The sequence below is a fragment of the Streptomyces sp. NPDC028907 genome, assembly GCF_055564995.1.
This window is the reverse complement of sequence record NZ_JBVHVE010000015.1, coordinates 86,006-102,871: the sequence shown is the minus strand read 5'-3', so window position 1 is coordinate 102,871 and position 16,866 is coordinate 86,006. Positions and strand designations below refer to the sequence as shown.

Here is a 16,866-nt window from a genome sequence, read left to right as displayed (position 1 = left end):
GCGATGGCGACCCTGACGAAGACGGCCTCGACGGCGGTCCCGAAGACCGGGACGTCCTCGAAGCGGCGACGCCGTGAGGCGCTCTGGTTCTATCTGTTCGTCTCGCCGTGGGTGATCGGATTCCTGGTCTTCCTGTTCGGGCCGATGATCGCGTCGGTCTACTACTCGATGACCGACTGGGACTCGTTCACCGCGCCCACCTGGATCGGGCTGCAGAACTACGTCACGCTGCTCACCGACGACCCCAGGTTCTGGCGGACGCTGTGGCACACCTTCTACTACGCGGCGGTCTCCGTCCCGCTCGGCCTGGTGCTCGGCCTGTGGCTGGCGAATCTGCTCAACAAGCAGGTACGCGCCCGGAAACTGCTGCGTACCCTGATCTATCTGCCGACCCTGGTGCCGCTCGTCGCCACGGCGATGATCTTTCGTCAGGTACTTGCCCCGAACGGCCCGCTCAATGACGCCCTCGGCCTGTTCGGCGTCTCCGGGCCGGCCTGGCTGCTCGACGGCGACTGGGCGATCCCCGCACTGGTCGTGATGTCGGCATGGAGCGCGGGCGCCGCGACGGTGCTGCTGCTCGCCGCCATGAAGGGCATCCCGAAGGAGCTGTACGAGGCGGCCGAGGTCGACGGAGCGGGCGCGGTACGGCAGTTCTGGAGCATCACACTGCCGCACCTGACCCCGATCATCTTCTTCAACCTGATCATGGGGATGATCGGCGCCTTCCAGGTCTTCGCCCAGGTGTACATCCTGGTGCCGAAGGGCAAGCTGCGCGCCGCCTACGACGGGGCCGAGACGATGGTGCCTTACCTCTTCGACGAGGCCTTCGGCAACTACCACATGGGCTACGCGTCGGCGATCTCCTGGCTGCTGTTCCTCGTGGTCCTCGTCTTCACACTGATCGCATTCCGCACCGCCCGGCGCTGGGTGTTCTACGAAACCGAGGTGAAGTGATGACCGGCCTCCTGACCACCCCGGCGCCGCAGCGGACGCGAGGGAACGGCTCGCAGCGCAAGGCCCGTGGGGGACCGGGACCCGGCACGGTACGGGCGTTCCGGGCCACCCCGTTCACCTACGCGACGCTGATCATCGTGGCGGCGATCCTCACCATGCCGCTGGTGTTCGTCGGCTCCATCGCGCTCTCCAGCGACGCGACGGTGAACACCAACTCCTTCACCCTGTTCCCGACCGAGTTCCACTGGGAGAACTTCAGTCGCGTCTTCGGCTCCGAACTGCCGATGGGCCGCTTCCTGATCAACTCCGTGATCATCTCGCTCTGCTCGGTCGCCGGCCAGATGCTCTCCAGCGGACTGGTCGGCTATGCCTTCGCCCGGCTGCGGGCCCCCGGCAAGAACGCGTTGTTCCTGATCGTCATAGCCACCATGATGATCCCGACGCAGATCACGATGATCCCGCAGTTCATCCTCTTCCGGGACCTGGGCTGGGTGAACAGCTATCTGCCGCTGATCGTGCCGAACTTCTTCTCCAACGCCTTCAACGTCTTCCTGGTACGGCAGTTCGTCTCCCGGCTGCCCAGCCAGCTCGACGAGGCGGCCATGGTCGACGGCCTCGGGTTCTTCGGCATCTACCGGCGGATCATGCTGCCGATGCTGTGGCCGGTGCTGATCGCGATCGGCATCTTCACCCTGACCCACACCTGGGGCGACTTCATGGGGCCGCTGATCTATCTCAACGACGAGTCCAAGATGCCGCTGTCCCTGGGCATCCAGTACATCACCAGCACCTCGGCGGCGGGCCAGTCACCGGCGTGGAACCTGGTCATGGTCGGTTCGGTCCTGCTCGCCCTGCCCATGATCATCGTCTACTACCTGGGCCAGAAGTACCTGTACGAGATGGACATCAGCGGCGGAAGCGCGGGAGTGAAGTGACCACCATTCATGTGGACGGCAAGGGCGTGTGGATCGACGGCCGTCCCCGTACGCTGCTGTGCGCGTCCCTGTTCTACTTCCGCCTCCCCAGGGAGCAGTGGCGCGAACGGCTCGCACAGGTCCGGGCGTCGGGGTACCAGTGCATCGACGTCTATCTGCCCTGGAACTTCCACGAGTTGGCGCCCGGCCGCTGGTCCTTCGAGGGCCGGCGGGACGTCGCCGCATTCCTGGACCTCGCGCGGGAGGCGGGCCTGTACGTCATCGCGCGGCCCGGCCCTTACATCTGCTCCGAGTGGGACGGCGGTGCGCTGCCGGCATGGCTGGGTCTGGACCCGGAACTGAGGGTCCGCCAGAACGACCCCCGCTACCTGGAGAAGGTCACCGCGTGGCTCGACCAGGTGCTGCCGCTGCTGGCGGAGCGCCAGTACGGGGCGGGCGGTTCGGTGATCATGGTGCAGTTGGAGAACGAGCTGGACTTCTTCGACTGCGCGGACCGCCCCGGGTACATGACCGCCCTGCGGGACACGGCACTTCGGCACGGCATCACCGTGCCGCTGATCGCCTGCTCCGGACAGGGCGACCTCGCGGGCGCCACCGGTGACGTGGACGCCGTCGTACCGGCCTGCAACTTCTACCCGGACGACGACTCCCCGGACATCGAGGCCGAGGTGCGCCGTTACGCGGCCCTGGTCGCGGAGCGCGGGGTGCCGCTGCTGGTCACCGAGACCAACCGGCGCCACCGCACGCTGCGGCGGCTGCTGGCGAGCGGCGCCAAGCTGATCGCACCGTATCTCCAGTCGTCCGGCTGGAACTTCGGGTACACCCCGTCGAGCGGCAACTGGGGCCGCCCCGGCAACTTCATGAGCCACGGCTACGACTTCGGCGGATACGTCACGTCCACCGGCGTGGCCCGCCCGGAGTACGCCGAGGCGCAGGTGCTCGCACGCGTCGTCGAGGTGTGGGGCGACCGGCTGGCGCTCGCCGTCCCGGGGGCGGCGGACACCGAGGTGACCTGCGACTTCCCGACGAGCTCGGAGTCGGCCGCCCTGGACCTGCCGGAGGGCGGCCGCCTGGTGGCCGTACCGCATCTCGGAACGGAGCCGGGCACGGCGGTCGTTCGGGGCGTGCAGGTCGCGGTCGCGCCGGGATCGTGCCCGCTGATGGCGGTCGACGTACCGTTGCGCCCCTGGGGCTCGGCGGCGACCCTGACGCTCGCCTCGGCGGATCTCGTAGCCGCGACGGACGGGGTGCTGGTGTTCTCCTCCGACGTGCCGGTCACCGTCGTACTGGACGGGGCGCGGACCGAGATCCCGGTGTCCGACAGCATGGCCGTGGCGGGAGTGACGCTCGTCGTGCTGTCGTCGGCGGACGCCGCGCGGCTGCGGTCGGTCGACCCCGACGGCACCGTGCACCTCACCGACGCGCCGCAGCAGCCGGAGAAGGCCGCGCGCACCGCCGTGCGCGAGGTGCGGCGACGGTCCGACACGGCACCCGAGAAGCCGGCCGGGCTGCACGCGTTGCCGCCCACGCTGGAGTCGCTCGGGCTGTACCGGGGCCGTGGCGTCTACCGCACCACCACGGATCTGACGGGCGTCGACGCGCTGCTGCTCACCGGCGCCGCCGACATCGTCGACCTGACGGTGGCGGGCCGGACGCACCCGCCGATCGCCGGGTTCGGCGCGGCGCGGCGCATCGACGTGCGGGACGTGACGGGCAGCGTCGCGATCGAGGCCGTCGTGGAGATCTGGGGCCACGCCAACTTCGACGACGCCCGTCTGCCCGCGCTCCGACTCGGCGCACTGCGAGGCCTCGGCACCCTCTGGAAGGTCAGGGACACGACGGACGTCTCGGCCCTGTGGACGGTCCACGGCCACTGGGCCGGGACACCCGCGCCCACCCGGGTGCTCGGTGGCTGGAGCAGCACCCGCGTCGCCGCACCGCTCACCTACACCCGTACCGTCCACTCGCCCACCCCTTCCGCGCTGCATCTGCGCGGGGTCGTCGAGCCACTGCGGGTGGGCGTGGACGACGGGGAGCCGGAGACCGTCCACACCGAGAACCCCTGGGTGCCGCTGACCGCCGGCACCCACCGGATCTCGGTCACGCTGCCGCACCACCCGAGCGGCCCCGGCCTGCGCGCCGAACTGCTCACGCTCGAAGCCGTACGGGACTGGTCGTGCGCGGCGCAGGACGACGAACTGCTGACCGCCTTCGCCGCCGGCTCCGGCCGCACCGAGGAGGTACGACTCCCGCTGGCGCTGAAACCGGGGGAGGAGGCATGGCTCGACGTCGACCTCCCGGTCTCGCCGGACGGTTGTCTGGTCCGGCTCGACGCCACGCAGGTCCGGGTGACCGGATGGGCCGGCGGCGAGTGCGTGGGGCGCGTCTGGTCCGGCGACCGGCCCGACTTCTCGGGCGGTGACCCCGACGCGCTCTGGGTACCGCCGAACTGGCCGGGCCTGACCCTGCTCGCCCAGGGTATTGAGGGGCGTGAGACGCCGGAGATCCGTACGCTGTGGCTGGGGGGACCGACCGACTGAGGGGGAGCACCGGTGGCCCGGCACACGGCCCGAGACGTCCGCAGCGAGAACCGTTTCGAGGTGCTGCACGCACTGTTCGACCTCGGACCGTCCTCCCGCCAGGAACTCGCCCGGCACACGGGCCTCAGTCAGGCCACCGTGACGACGCTGGTCGGCGGATTCCTGGCGGAGGGCGTCCTGCACATCGCCGCCGTGGAGCGCAACGCCGTGGGACGGCCGTACGAACGGCTCACGATCAACCCGGACCGCGGCCGCATCGTCGGTGTCGACGTCGCCGAGACCTACGTGGACGCCACGGTGTACGACCTCGCGCTCGGCGTCCTCGCACGGCACGAGGTGTCCCTCGACGAGCACCAGAACGATCAGCCGTACGTCGTCGACGGCATCGTCGGCGCGATCGAGTCCGCCCTGGACGCGGACGGGACCGGGCGCGAGCGGATCGTGGGAGTCGGGGTCAGCATGCCGGGCCATGTGCAGCACGACGCCGGGGTCTCCGTCTTCGCGCCGAACTGGAACTGGCACGACGTCCACATCGAGGAACTGCTGGCCGAGCGGCTGCGGTTGCCGGTGTACGTCGACAACCCGCTCAAGGCGGCGATCCTGTCCGAGATGTGGTTCGGCGTCGGACGCGTCGTCGACAGCATGGCCGTGGTCAACATCGGCACCGGAGCCGGAGCCGGCATCGCCATCGAGGGCACCCTGGTCCGCGGCATCACCAACAACGCCGGCGAATGGGGACACACTCTCCTGATGCTGGACGGCCGCCCGTGCCGCTGCGGCCGACGCGGGTGCGTGGAGGCGTACGTCGGCGCTCCCGGCCTGGAGACGACGCTGGCCGAGATCGACCCGTCCCATCCGGCGCTGGGACAGCCCGGGCAGCGGGACTTCGTCGCGTCCGTCGCCGCCGGTCTGACCGCGGGGGACCCGGTGCTGCGCGAGCTCGTCCGGCGCACCGGCCGCTGTCTCGCCGCCGCCCTCGGCGACCTCGTCAATCTGCTCAACGTCCCGAAGGTGACGCTCACCGGCTGGCTGCCCATGATGCTGGCCCCGTGGCTGGTCCCCGCCGTACGGGACGAACTGCCCCGTCATGTGCTGCCGGGTTCCCTGCCCGGTCTGACCGTCGAGGTGTCCGAGGTGCCCGGAAACTCCGTGGGCCTGGGCATGGCCGCCTTCACCCTGGAGCAGTTCCTGGCCCGGCTCGGCCTGGTCAGCCAGGCCAGGACCCGGCCGCAGCCTGCTGCCGAGACCGCCGAGCCGATCGGCTGACGCGCCCGCCCGACGGCCCGCCGCCGTACCGGGGCACGCCACCCCGCCGCTCCTCGACCGTTCGTGATCTTCATCCCGTTTGAGTGCCCGCCCGGAAGGGGAGCGTGCCGGGGGTGAGCCGAGCCGAACAGTCAGGCTTTGCTCATGTCGCCGCAGAGGGGTTGTCCTGACATTCGCTCCCTGCCTAGGGTCGCCCTCGAAGTGCAAGCGCTTTCTGAGCGGGCTGTCCGCCGGCCGTCCGAGGAGAACTGCATGTCCCCACGCCCTGCCCGCCGTCGCGTCGCCGTGATCGGCACCGGCGCCATCGTCAGCGGCAGCCATCTCTCCGCCCTGAGACACCACGCGGACCGCGTGGAGCTGGTCGCCGCCGTCGACGTGGACCAGGCCCGGCTGGACGCCTTCCGGGAGCTCGCGGGCGCGGACGTCGCCGGGTACACCTCGACGGACGCCATGCTGGACGCCGTACGCCCCGACCTGGTCCTGATCGGCACGCCTCCCTCCCTGCACCGGGAGCAGACGGTCGCCGCGCTCAAGGCGGGCGCCTGGGTGCTGTGCGAGAAGCCGCTGTGCCTGTCCCTCGCCGAGTACGACGACATCGCGGCGGCCGAGGAGGCGTCGGGCGCGTACGCCTCGGTCGTCTTCCAGCACCGCTACGGCTCCGGCGCCGTGCACGCCCGCGAGCTGATCGCGAGCGGTGAGCTGGGCGCCCCGCTGGTCGCGCACTGCCAGACGACCTGGCACCGCGACGCCGCGTACTACGCGGTGCCGTGGCGCGGACGCTGGGCCACCGAGGGCGGCGGGCCGACGATGGGCCACGGCATCCACCAGTTCGACCTGCTGCTGCATCTGCTCGGGCCGTGGGCGGAGATCCGGGCCATGGCCGCGCGCCTGGTCCATGACACCGAGAGCGAGGACGTCTCCACGGCCCTCGTCCGGTTCGAGAACGGCGCCCTCGCCACCGTCGTCAACAGCGTCCTCTCCCCACACGAGGTGAGCCGCATCCGCGTCGACTGCGCCGACGCCACGGTCGAACTCACCCACCTGTACGGCCACCGCAACGACGACTGGGTCTACACCCCCGCCCCGCACGTCCCCTCCGAGCGTGCCACCGCCTGGCGCACCCCCGCCGCGGACCTGCCCAGCTCGCACACGGCACAGCTCGGCGCCCTCCTCGACGCCCACGACAACGGTGTCCGGCCCCCGGGCAGCGGCCCCGACGCCCGGGCCACCCTCGACTTCGCCGCCGCCCTCTACAAGGCCGCCTTCACCGGCAGCCCGGTGCACGCGGGGGAGATCCGGCCCGGCGACCCCTTCTACCCGGCCATGCACGGAGACCACCCCCACTGGGCCCCCAAGGAGCGCGCATGAGCATCCGCGTCACCCACGCGCACGGCGACCACGTCGCCGTCACGGCCGCGAACGGCACCGAGATCCTGCGGTACGTCTACCGCCCCGACCCGGAGGCCTTCGAGTCCCGCAAGCCGTACGCCCACCCCGTGCGCACCCTCGCCGGACACACCGTGACCGGCTACCGGCCGAGCGACCACCGCTGGCACAAGGGCCTGCAGATGACGGCGAGTCATCTGTCCGGGCAGAACTTCTGGGGCGGCAACTGCTATGTCCACGGCCAGGGTTACCTGCCCCTGCCCGAGCGGGTCGGCTCCATGCGGCACGACGGCTTCGGCGAGTTCACGGTCGAGGACGACCGGCTCGCGTTCACCGAGGAGCTCACCTGGGTGGAGCACGGCGGCGCGGAGTGGGCGCGCGAGCTGCGCGGGCTGACCGTCCACTCGGTGGACGAGGAGGCCGGCGCCTGGGCGCTGGACTGGTCGATCGAACTCACCAACGTCCGTGCCGAGGCCCTGCGGTTCGGGTCCCCGACCACCGAGGGCCGGGAGCTGGCCGGTTACACCGGCCTCCAGTGGCGCGGCCCGCGCGACTTCACCGGCGGAACCGCCTTCGCACCGGAATCCGACGCCGACGCCGACAAGTTGATGGGCAGTCAGGGACCGTGGCTCGCCTTCACCACCGAGCACGACGACATCGACGGCCACTCCACGCTCGTGTTCGCGCACGCGCCCGAGAACGCGGACGCCGTCCACGAGTCCCACTGGTTCGTGCGCTCCGAACCGATCCCCACGGTCGCGTTCTCCTGGGCGTTCTTCGAGGAGTTCGCGCTGCCGCCGGGCGAGTCCTTCAGCTACCGCTACCGCGTCGTGTTCGCCGACGGGGCCTGGGACCGGGAGCAGGTGGCCGCCCACCTGGAGGGACTGCCGTGGTGAAGCCGAACCTGCCCCACCCGCTGCCCGGCGCCGTCGGCCTGTCCCACCTCAGCGCCTACGACTGGGAGGCCGCCGACGGCGTCTGCGGCGGCAGCCCGCATCTCCATCTGGTCTGCACGGAGGCATACGTCGTCACGGGCGGCCGGGGTGCCGTGCAGACGCTGAGCCCCGACGGCTACCGGGACATCCCCCTGGAGCCGGGCTCGGTCGCCTGGTTCACGCCCGGGACCGTGCACCGGATGGTGCAGGGCGGTGATCTGCGCATCACCGTGCTGATGCAGAACAGCGGGCTGCCCGAGGCCGGGGACGCGGTGTTCACCTTCCCGCCCGAGGTGCTCGCGGATCCGGAGCGGTATGCGGCGGTGGCGACCCTGCCACCCGGCACCGGCCCGGAGACGGCGGCTGCCGCGCGCCGCCGCAGGGACCTCGCCGTCGAGGGCTATCTCGCCCTGCGCGAGGCGCTCGTCGCCGGTGACAGCGGCCCGTATCTGGAGTTCCAGCGGGCCGCGGCCCGGCTGGTGCGGGCCAAGGTGCCGAACTGGCGGGAGCTGTGGCGGGCGGGCGCGCTGGCCACGGCTGAGCGCACGGGCGCCCAGCTCGACGCGCTGGAGGCGGGCGAGCCGGCGTATCTCGTCGACGCGACCGCGCACGAGGCCGGGCCCACCAGGCTCGGCGGGTTCGGGATGTGCGGCCGCCGGGACGAGTACAACCTGCCCGGGGTCACGCTGCCGTACCAAAGCGAGTAGCTCGCCCAGAGGAGCGAGGGGGGCCGAGGGGGGCCAACAGAAGGACCGAGGAGAGAAGAGGTGACCTCGGCATGCCCGGACACAGGACAAAGGGGTTCTGCGCGTCGGCCGCCGCACTCGTGCTCTGCGCGATGCTGGCCGGCTGTGGAGGATCCGGGGAGTCGGTCGGCGGCGGCAAGGTCGTGCTGCGCTACACGTGGTGGGGCAACCCCGACCGCGCGGAACGCACCGAGCAGGCCGTCGCCCTGTTCGAGAAACAGCACCCGGACATCCAGGTGCGGACGTCGTTCTCGTCCTACGAGGCCTACAAACAGAAGCTCGCCGTCCAGGCCTCGGGCGGCGACGCGCCCGACGTGATGCAGCTCGACTACCGGCAGATCGACCAGTACGCCTCCGGCGGCGTCCTGCTCGACCTCGCCGAACAGAAGGCCGTACTGCGCACCGGTGAGATCGACCCGGGGCTGCTCGCCACCGGCCGGCTGGACGACACGCAGTACGCGATCCCGCAGGGCCGCGGCACCGAGACGGTCGCCTACGACGTCGAGGCGTGGAAGGCGTCCGGCGTTCCGCTCCCGGGCCGGAGCTGGACCTGGAGCGAATGGGCCGACGCCATGCGCGCGTTGGCGAAGAAGACCGGCAAGCCCGGCTCCACCGACCCCGGCCAGAGCGAGGACTGCTTCGAGGTCTGGCTGCGCGGCCAGGGCAAGTCCCTCTACACCAAGGACGGCGGGCTCGGCTTCACCGCCGACGACCTGACCCGCTGGTGGACCTTCACCGACAAGCTCCGGCGCGAGGGCGTCGTCTCACCCGCCGAGCAGACCACCCAGCTCGACGGCTCCGTCGAGAACACCCCGCTCGGCCGCGGCGAAGCCGTCTCCGACCCCAACTGGGACGCCCCGGCCAGCGGTTTCCTCGCCCTCATACCGACCGGCGTCGCACTCGCCCCGATGCCGTCCGGCGAGGACGGTACCCCCGGCCAGTACTTCAAGCCGTCGATGTTCCTCGGAGTCGGGGCCACCACCGGTCATCCGAAGGAAGCCGCCCGGCTCGTCGACTTCCTCATCAACGACGAGCAGGCGGCGAAGATCCTCGGCGCCACCCGCGGTATCCCCGTCAACGAGTCCATCCGCGAGGAGACCGAGCCGCAGCTCAAGGACTTCGACAAGACGATCGCCGACTACCAGTCCTCCCTGGAAGGCACACTCAAGGACCCGCCCCAGGCCCCGCCCTCCGGCGACAACGCCCTTCAGGCCACCTTCCAGCGCGACTACGACCAGGTGTCGTACGAGCGCATGTCACCCCGCGAGGCGGCCCAGAACTACGTCACCGAGGCGAAGGCGGAGCTGAGGTCATGACCACCACCGACATCCCCGCGCCCGCCGCCAGGAAGCCGGGGGCCACCACCGCCCCGAAGCGCCGCCCCAAGCGCGAAAGCCAGGGCCCCGCCTGGGTGTTCCTCTCCCCGTGGGTGCTCGGCGCGATCGTCCTGACGCTGCTGCCGATGGCCGTGTCGCTGTACCTGTCCTTCACCGACTACGACCTGTTCGACCCGCCGCGCTGGGTCGGCCTGCGCAACTACGTCCAGATGTTCACCGAGGACCCGCGCTACTGGCGCTCGGTCGTGACCACCCTGACCTACGTCGTCATCGCCGTGCCCCTGCAACTGGCCCTCGCGCTGGCCGTCGCACTCGCCCTGAAGTCCATGAAACGCGGCAAGGGTTTCTACCGTTCCGCGTTCTACGCGCCCTCGCTGCTCGGCGCGTCGATGTCGATCGCCCTCGTCTGGCGCGCCGTCTTCAACGACGGCGGCACCGTGGACAACCTGCTCGGCACCGGCGGCTGGGTCAACAAGCCCGGCTGGGCGCTGCTCGCCGTGGCCCTGCTGACGGTGTGGCAGTTCGGAGCGCCCATGGTCATCTTCCTCGCCGGGCTCCAGCAGATCCCGAGCGAGCTGTACGAGGCGGCGGCCGTCGACGGGGCCGGGAAGTGGCGGCAGTTCGTGTCCGTCACGGTGCCGATGCTGTCCCCGGTGCTGTTCTTCAACCTCGTGCTCCAGACCATCCAGGCCTTCCAGGTCTTCACGCCGGCCTTCGCGCTGAGCGCGGGCAAGGGCGGCCCCGCCGACTCGACCCTCGTCTACACCCTCTACCTCTACGACCGCGGCTTCGTCGCCTCCCACATGGGCTACGCCTCCGCGATGGCCTGGGTGCTGCTGCTCGTCATCGGCGCCGTCACCGCGGTGCTGTTCCGCACCTCGCGCTCCTGGGTCTTCTACGCCTCCGAGGGGGACCGATGACCAGTACCACAACTCCCGTCATGCGCAAGCCCGTTGCCTGGGGCCGGATCGCCCTGCACGTCGGCTGTCTGGCCGCGCTGCTGGTCATGCTGTACCCGCTGGCCTGGCTGCTGGCGACCTCCCTCAAGCCCGCCGACGAGGTCATCGCCAGCCTCGACCTGCTGCCGAGCCATCTGGAGTGGTCGAACTACTCCACGGCCCTGGACGGCGTCAACGACGTGTCCATCTGGCGGCTGCTCGGCAACTCGCTGCTGATCGCGGGCGGCGCGGTCCTCGGCAACGTCATCAGCTGCTCGCTCGCCGCCTACGCCTTCGCGCGCCTGCGCTTCCGCTTCCGCGGGCCGCTGTTCGCCTTCATGATCGCCACGATCATGCTGCCGCACCACGCGGTGCTGATCCCGCAGTACATCATCTTCAACCAGCTCGGCCTGGTGAACACCTACTGGCCGCTGATCCTGCCGAAGTTCCTCGCCACGGAGGCCTTCTTCGTCTTCCTCATCGTCCAGTTCATGCGCGGACTGCCGCGGGAGCTGGAGGAGGCGGCCCGCATCGACGGCTGCGGTCCCTTCCGCAGCTTCTTCAAGGTCGTCCTGCCGCTCACCCGTCCCGCGCTGATCACCACGGCGATCTTCACCTTCATCTGGACCTGGAACGACTTCTTCACCCAGCTCATCTATCTCTTCGACCCGGACAAGTTCACCCTGACCCTCGCCCTGCGGTCGTTCGTGGACGCGTCCAGCACCTCGGCGTTCGGCCCGATGTTCGCGCTGTCCGTGATCGCGCTGCTGCCGATCGTGCTGTTCTTCCTCGCCTTCCAGCGGCTGCTGGTGGAGGGCATGGCCAGCTCCGGGCTCAAGGGGTGAACGGCATGGGAACACGTGAGCCGGGCGAGGTCTTCGGGCCCCGGATGACCCTGTTCGCCGACGTGCTGAGCGTCGGCCTCGCCACGGCCGTGGCATGCCTGCCCCTCGTGACGGCGCCGGCCGCGCTGTCGACAGCGTGCGCGGTGCTGCGGGGCGCCGGGGAGGGGCAACCGGCGACCGCCGGACGGTACTTCGCGCTGCTACGGCGGCGGCTGCGGCCCGGCGACCTCGCGGCGGGCGCCCTCGCCCTCCTGGGCGCGCTGCTGCTCGCCGCCGATCTGGCGCTCGCCGGGGCGGGGCTGCCGGGGGCGCCGCTGTTCGCGGTGGCGGCTGCTGCCATCGGCGCGGCCGCCCTGGTCGTCGGCCTCGGGGCCTGCGCCCGCCCCGAGTCGCTCACCGACTGGCCGGCGGCGCTGCGGCAGGCCGCCCGGGACTCGGTGCGGGACCCGGGCGGCAGCGGACTGGTGCTGCTCGCGGTGGCGACGGCGGTGCTGTGCGCGTGGATGCTGGTGCCGCTCGCGTTCCTGGCCCCGGGTCCGTTGGCCTTGGCGCTGACTGCCGTTCATGTCCGACGGACCGGCATGTCCAAGAGTTAAGGGCGCATTTGAGGTACATGCGGTGTGAAGGATGGTTGGCGCGTCAATCATCTTGTCATGAACCTGCGACCCGACGGACGGGTCGCAGTCTCATGGAGGTGTGGAATGCACCGCAGACTCGCCACCGCACTGACCACCTCGACCCTGGCCCTCGGCACGGTCCTCGGCGCCGCCTCGGCCGCCGGGGCCGCACCCGCCGACAAGCCCCAGGTCCTCGCCGGCTGGACCCAGACCAGCGCGTCCAGCCACAACGCCTGGGTCGCCGCCCGCGCCAACCAGTCCGCCTGGTCCGCCTACGGCTTCGACTGGTCCACGGACTACTGCTCCTCCTCGCCCGACAACCCCTTCGGCTTCCCGTTCTCCACGTCCTGTGCCCGGCACGACTTCGGCTACCGCAACTACAAGGCGCTGGGCACCTTCAGCGCCAACAAGTCGCGCCTCGACAGCGCCTTCTACGAGGACCTCAAGCGCGTGTGCGCGGGCTACGGCGGGGGCACGAAGACCGCCTGCAACAGCACCGCATGGACGTATTACCAGGCCGTGAAAGCCTTCGGCTGAGAGGCCGGCGAACGGAAGGGGGCGCCGCAGGTGCGGCGCCCCCTTCGTACGGCGGATTCAGTCGACGGCCCGGAACGACCGCAGCCGCAGCGAGTTGCCGACCACGAACACCGACGAGAAGGCCATGGCCGCTCCGGCGATCATCGGGTTGAGCAGTCCGGCGGCGGCGAGCGGCAGGGCGGCGACGTTGTAGGCGAAGGCCCAGAACAGGTTCGACCGGATGGTCCCGAGCGTCCTGCGGGAGAGCCGGATGGCGTCGGCCGCGACGCGCAGGTCGCCCCGCACCAGGGTGAGGTCGCCCGCCTCGATCGCGGCGTCCGTGCCGGTGCCCATGGCCAGCCCCAGGTCGGCCTGGGCCAGCGCGGCCGCGTCGTTGACGCCGTCGCCGACCATCGCCACCGAACGGCCCTCGCCCTGCAGCCGCTTGACGACATCCGCCTTGTCCTGCGGCAGCACCTCGGCGATGACGTGCTCCGGCGCGATGCCGACCTCGCGGGCCACGGACTCGGCCACGGCCCGGTTGTCGCCGGTCAGCAGGATCGGGGTGAGGCCGAGGTCGCGCAGCCGCCGGATCGCCTCCGGACTGGTCTCCTTGACCGCGTCGGCCACCTCCAGGACCGCCCGCGCCTCGCCGTCCCAGGCGACCGCGATGGCGGTACGACCGGCCGCCTCGGCGTCGGACTTTGCGTGCGCGAGCTGCTCCGGCAGTTCCATGGCCCTCCCCCACTCTCGGCTTCCCTCGAGCGGGGGGACCCCCATCGCCAGGAGCCGCTCCCGGCCCACCAGCACCGCGTGCCCGTCCACCACGCCCTGCACCCCGAGACCGGGCACGTTCGCGAAGTCCTCCGGCGTCGGCAGCGAACCCAGCTTCTCCAGTGCCCCGTCGGCCACGGCACGGGCGATCGGGTGCTCGGAGGCGTGTTCCAACGCCCCGGCGAGCCGCAGGACTTCGCCCTCCTCGGCGTTGTCGCCCGTGTGCACGGCGAGCAGCGTCATCCGGCCGGTGGTCACCGTGCCCGTCTTGTCGAGGACGATCGTGTCGACCTCGCGCGTGGACTCCAGCACCTCCGGCCCCTTGATCAGGATGCCGAGCTGCGCACCCCGCCCGGTGCCCACCAGCAGCGCGGTCGGCGTGGCCAGCCCCAGGGCGCACGGGCAGGCGATGATCAGTACGGCGACCGCGGCGGTGAAGGCGGCCGCCGGCCCGGCGCCGTTGCCGAGCCAGAAGCCCAGGGTGCCCAGCGCGAGGACGATCACGACCGGCACGAACACGGCGGAGATCCGGTCAGCGAGCCGCTGCGCCGCCGCCTTGCCGTTCTGCGCGTCCTCCACCAGCTTGGCCATCCGGGCGAGTTGGGTGTCGGCGCCGACCCGGGTTGCCACGACGACGAGACGGCCGCCCGCGTTGAGCGTGGCGCCGGTGACCGCGTCGCCCTGGGCGACCTCGACCGGCACGGACTCTCCGGTGAGCATCGACGCGTCCACGGCCGACGAGCCCTCGACCACCGTGCCGTCGGTGGCGATCTTCTCGCCGGGGCGGACCAGGAAGCGGTCGCCGACCTTCAACTCCGAGACCGGTATGGTCCGTTCACCGCCGTCCGCGCCCAGCACGGTGACGTCCTTGGCGCCCAGTTCCATCAGCGCCTTCAGCGCGGCGCCCGCCTTGCGCTTGGAACGGGCCTCGAAATAGCGCCCGGCCAGGATGAAGGCGGTGACTCCGGCGGCCGCCTCCAGATAGATGTTCCCGGAGCCGTCGCCGCGGGAGATCGTCAGCTCGAAGGGGTGCGTCATGCCGGGCTCGCCCGCCGTGCCGAGGAACAGCGCCCACAGCGACCACAGGAACGCGGCGGACGTGCCGACCGAGATCAGCGTGTCCATGGTGGCGGCGCCGTGCCGCAGATTGGTGAACGCCGCCCTGTGGAAGGGCCAGGCGGCATACGTCACGACGGGCGCCGCCAGCGTGAGCGACAGCCACTGCCAGTACTCGAACTGGAGCGCCGGGATCATCGCCATCGCGACGACCGGCACGGCGAGCGCGACGGCGGTGATCAACCGCTCCCGCAGCGACCGCAGTTCATCGTGCCCGCCGTCACTTCGGGGCGTGTCCCGGGCGTCCTTCGCGTCCCGCACGGGCGGCGCGGGCTGCTGCGCGGTGTACCCGGTCGCCTCGACGGTGGCGATCAGATCCTGGACGGAGACCTCGTCGCCGTAGCTGACCTTCGCTTTCTCGGTGGCGTAGTTGACCGTGGCGGTCACGCCGTCCATGCGGTTCAGCTTCTTCTCGATGCGCGCCGCGCACGAGGCGCAGGTCATGCCGCCGATGGCGAGCTCTACCTCGGCCGTGGGGTGGGACGCGGTGGTGGTCATCACTGCTCCTGGTGCGGGGTGCGGGCGGAGCCGGGCGTGGTCGGGCTCCTACGGGGTCGGGTGCGGGTCAGGCGGCGCGGCCGGTCAGCTCGTAGCCGGCCTCGTCGACGACCTCGGCGATCAGGGTGTCGTCGGGCTCGGCGGCGCTGGTGACGGTGACCTGGCCGGTCGCGAGATCGACGCCGACCTCGGTGACTCCGTCGAGCTCGCCGATGGCCTTGGTGAGGGTGGCCTTGCAGTGGCCGCAGCTCATTCCGGAGACGGCGTACGTGGTGATGGACATGGGTTCCTCCTGACGAGTGGGGCCGCGGTCGACCAGGATACGGGGTAGGGGTATCCTTTCCGGTGTCCATGTATACCCCCAGGGGGTAGGCAAGGCAAGTGCTGATCCGGGTTGACTTCATACCCCCCAGGGGTATGGTGAAGTGCAGTGAAGAACCATACCTGGAGACCGACCCGCAGGAGACCGCCATGCATGCCGGACTGAGGATCGCCGCGTTCGCCGCGGCACTGGCCGCGACCTTCGGCACCGCCTACGGCGTGGGCGAGGCCGTCGACCCCGTCGTCGAGGACCCCGCGCCCGCCCGCCACCAGAACCACAGCGAGGCGTCACCGGAACCGGAGGAAGGCCCCGGCCACGGCGGACACGAGACCGAGCCGGCCGGCGGGCTGGAGATCTCCCAGAGCGGCTACACCCTCGACCTGCGCACCCAGCGCGTCACGGCGGGCCGGCGCACCGACCTGAGCTTCGTCATCCGCGACGACGACGGCCGCGCCGTCACCGCCTACCGGCGCGAGCACGACAAGGAGCTCCACCTCATCGTGGCCTCCCGCGACCTGGGCACCTACCGCCATCTGCACCCCACGCGCGCCGCCGACGGCACCTGGAGCATCCCCGTGGACCTGCCCCGCGCGGGCGGCTACCGCGTCTTCGCCGACTTCACCCCGGCGAAGAAGGACGCCGAGAACCTCACCCTCGGCGCCGACCTGGCAGCCTCCGGCACCTACGAGCCGCAGCGACTGCCCACACCGAACACCACCGCCCGGATCGACGGCTACGACGTCCGACTGGACGGCGGCCTGCGCCCCGGCAAGGAGAGCGAACTGAAGCTGAAGGTCTCGCGGGACGGACAGCCCGTGACCAACCTCCAGCCCTATCTCGGCGCCTACGGCCACCTGGTCGCCCTGCGCTCCGGCGACCTCGCCTACCTCCACGTCCACCCGAACGGCGAACCCGGCGACGGCACGACCAGGCCCGGCCCGGAGATCTCGTTCACGGCGACGGCACCGAGCAGCGGCACGTACCGGCTGTTCCTCGACTTCAAGCACGAGGGCCAGGTGCACACGGCCGCGTTCACGGTCCGGGCGGGCGCGGCGACGGCCACCGGACAGGCGCCTTCGGACGCGCCCTCGGGCTCGTCCTCAGGGGAGCACGAGGGCGAGCCCGGTCACGGTCACTGACC

15 protein-coding genes are annotated in these 16,866 nt (G+C 71.1%); 13 read left to right on the top strand and 2 right to left on the bottom strand.

Annotation, left to right across the window (positions count from 1 at the left end; all coding sequences use genetic code 11):
* Window positions 1-3 precede the first annotated feature (3 nt).
* The 12 genes from ACZ4UU_RS36085 (at window position 4) to ACZ4UU_RS36030 (ending at window position 13,036) form a co-directional block, all read left to right on the top strand.
* Window positions 4-954: a carbohydrate ABC transporter permease gene (locus ACZ4UU_RS36085; protein WP_471907618.1), complete on the top strand. Its 951-nt coding sequence runs from the start codon at window positions 4-6 to the stop codon at window positions 952-954.
* On the top strand, window positions 954-1,889 hold the full coding sequence (locus tag ACZ4UU_RS36080; RefSeq protein ID WP_471907617.1) for a carbohydrate ABC transporter permease: 936 nt from the start codon (window positions 954-956) through the stop codon (window positions 1,887-1,889). The genes ACZ4UU_RS36085 and ACZ4UU_RS36080 overlap by 1 nt, the downstream gene beginning before the upstream one ends.
* Complete coding sequence (locus ACZ4UU_RS36075; protein WP_471907616.1) at window positions 1,886-4,429, top strand: beta-galactosidase; 2,544 nt, start codon at window positions 1,886-1,888, stop codon at window positions 4,427-4,429. The genes ACZ4UU_RS36080 and ACZ4UU_RS36075 overlap by 4 nt, the downstream gene beginning before the upstream one ends.
* Before the next feature lie 12 nt (window positions 4,430-4,441).
* Entirely contained in the window at window positions 4,442-5,695 is a 1,254-nt protein-coding gene (locus ACZ4UU_RS36070; RefSeq protein ID WP_471907615.1) for an ROK family transcriptional regulator, read from the top strand.
* 252 nt (window positions 5,696-5,947) lie between these two features.
* On the top strand, window positions 5,948-7,063 hold the full coding sequence (locus tag ACZ4UU_RS36065; RefSeq protein ID WP_471907614.1) for a Gfo/Idh/MocA family protein: 1,116 nt from the start codon (window positions 5,948-5,950) through the stop codon (window positions 7,061-7,063).
* A complete protein-coding gene (locus ACZ4UU_RS36060) occupies window positions 7,060-7,977 on the top strand; it encodes a DUF6807 domain-containing protein (protein ID WP_471907613.1) in 918 nt (305 codons plus the stop codon). Before ACZ4UU_RS36065 ends, ACZ4UU_RS36060 begins: the two co-directional genes overlap by 4 nt.
* Window positions 7,971-8,723, top strand: coding sequence for a cupin domain-containing protein (locus tag ACZ4UU_RS36055; protein WP_471907612.1), 753 nt, complete (start codon window positions 7,971-7,973; stop codon window positions 8,721-8,723). Before ACZ4UU_RS36060 ends, ACZ4UU_RS36055 begins: the two co-directional genes overlap by 7 nt.
* Before the next feature lie 71 nt (window positions 8,724-8,794).
* Window positions 8,795-10,078: an ABC transporter substrate-binding protein gene (locus ACZ4UU_RS36050; protein WP_471907611.1), complete on the top strand. Its 1,284-nt coding sequence runs from the start codon at window positions 8,795-8,797 to the stop codon at window positions 10,076-10,078.
* The gene (locus ACZ4UU_RS36045) at window positions 10,075-11,019 is read left to right on the top strand and encodes a carbohydrate ABC transporter permease (RefSeq protein WP_471907610.1); all 945 of its coding nucleotides are present in this window, start codon (window positions 10,075-10,077) and stop codon (window positions 11,017-11,019) included. Before ACZ4UU_RS36050 ends, ACZ4UU_RS36045 begins: the two co-directional genes overlap by 4 nt.
* Window positions 11,016-11,882, top strand: a complete 867-nt coding sequence (locus ACZ4UU_RS36040) for a carbohydrate ABC transporter permease (protein WP_471907609.1) — start codon at window positions 11,016-11,018, stop codon at window positions 11,880-11,882. The genes ACZ4UU_RS36045 and ACZ4UU_RS36040 overlap by 4 nt, the downstream gene beginning before the upstream one ends.
* Before the next feature lie 5 nt (window positions 11,883-11,887).
* Window positions 11,888-12,478: a hypothetical protein gene (locus tag ACZ4UU_RS36035; RefSeq protein ID WP_471907608.1), complete on the top strand. Its 591-nt coding sequence runs from the start codon at window positions 11,888-11,890 to the stop codon at window positions 12,476-12,478.
* 105 nt (window positions 12,479-12,583) lie between these two features.
* Complete coding sequence (locus ACZ4UU_RS36030) at window positions 12,584-13,036, top strand: phospholipase (protein ID WP_471907607.1); 453 nt, start codon at window positions 12,584-12,586, stop codon at window positions 13,034-13,036.
* Between the two features lie 57 nt (window positions 13,037-13,093).
* Here ACZ4UU_RS36030 and ACZ4UU_RS36025 read toward each other — a convergent pair whose 3' ends face one another.
* The gene (locus ACZ4UU_RS36025; protein WP_471907606.1) at window positions 13,094-15,403 is read right to left on the bottom strand and encodes a heavy metal translocating P-type ATPase; all 2,310 of its coding nucleotides are present in this window, start codon (window positions 15,401-15,403) and stop codon (window positions 13,094-13,096) included.
* Window positions 15,404-15,470: 67 nt separating this feature from the next.
* Window positions 15,471-15,686 carry a heavy-metal-associated domain-containing protein gene (locus ACZ4UU_RS36020; protein WP_471907605.1) on the bottom strand — a complete coding sequence of 72 codons (216 nt, stop codon included), beginning with the start codon at window positions 15,684-15,686 and terminating at the stop codon, window positions 15,471-15,473.
* 188 nt (window positions 15,687-15,874) lie between these two features.
* Here ACZ4UU_RS36020 and ACZ4UU_RS36015 point away from each other — a divergent pair, with 188 nt between their 5' ends.
* Entirely contained in the window at window positions 15,875-16,864 is a 990-nt protein-coding gene (locus tag ACZ4UU_RS36015) for a hypothetical protein (RefSeq protein ID WP_471907604.1), read from the top strand.
* The last annotated feature ends 2 nt before the right edge of the window (window positions 16,865-16,866 follow it).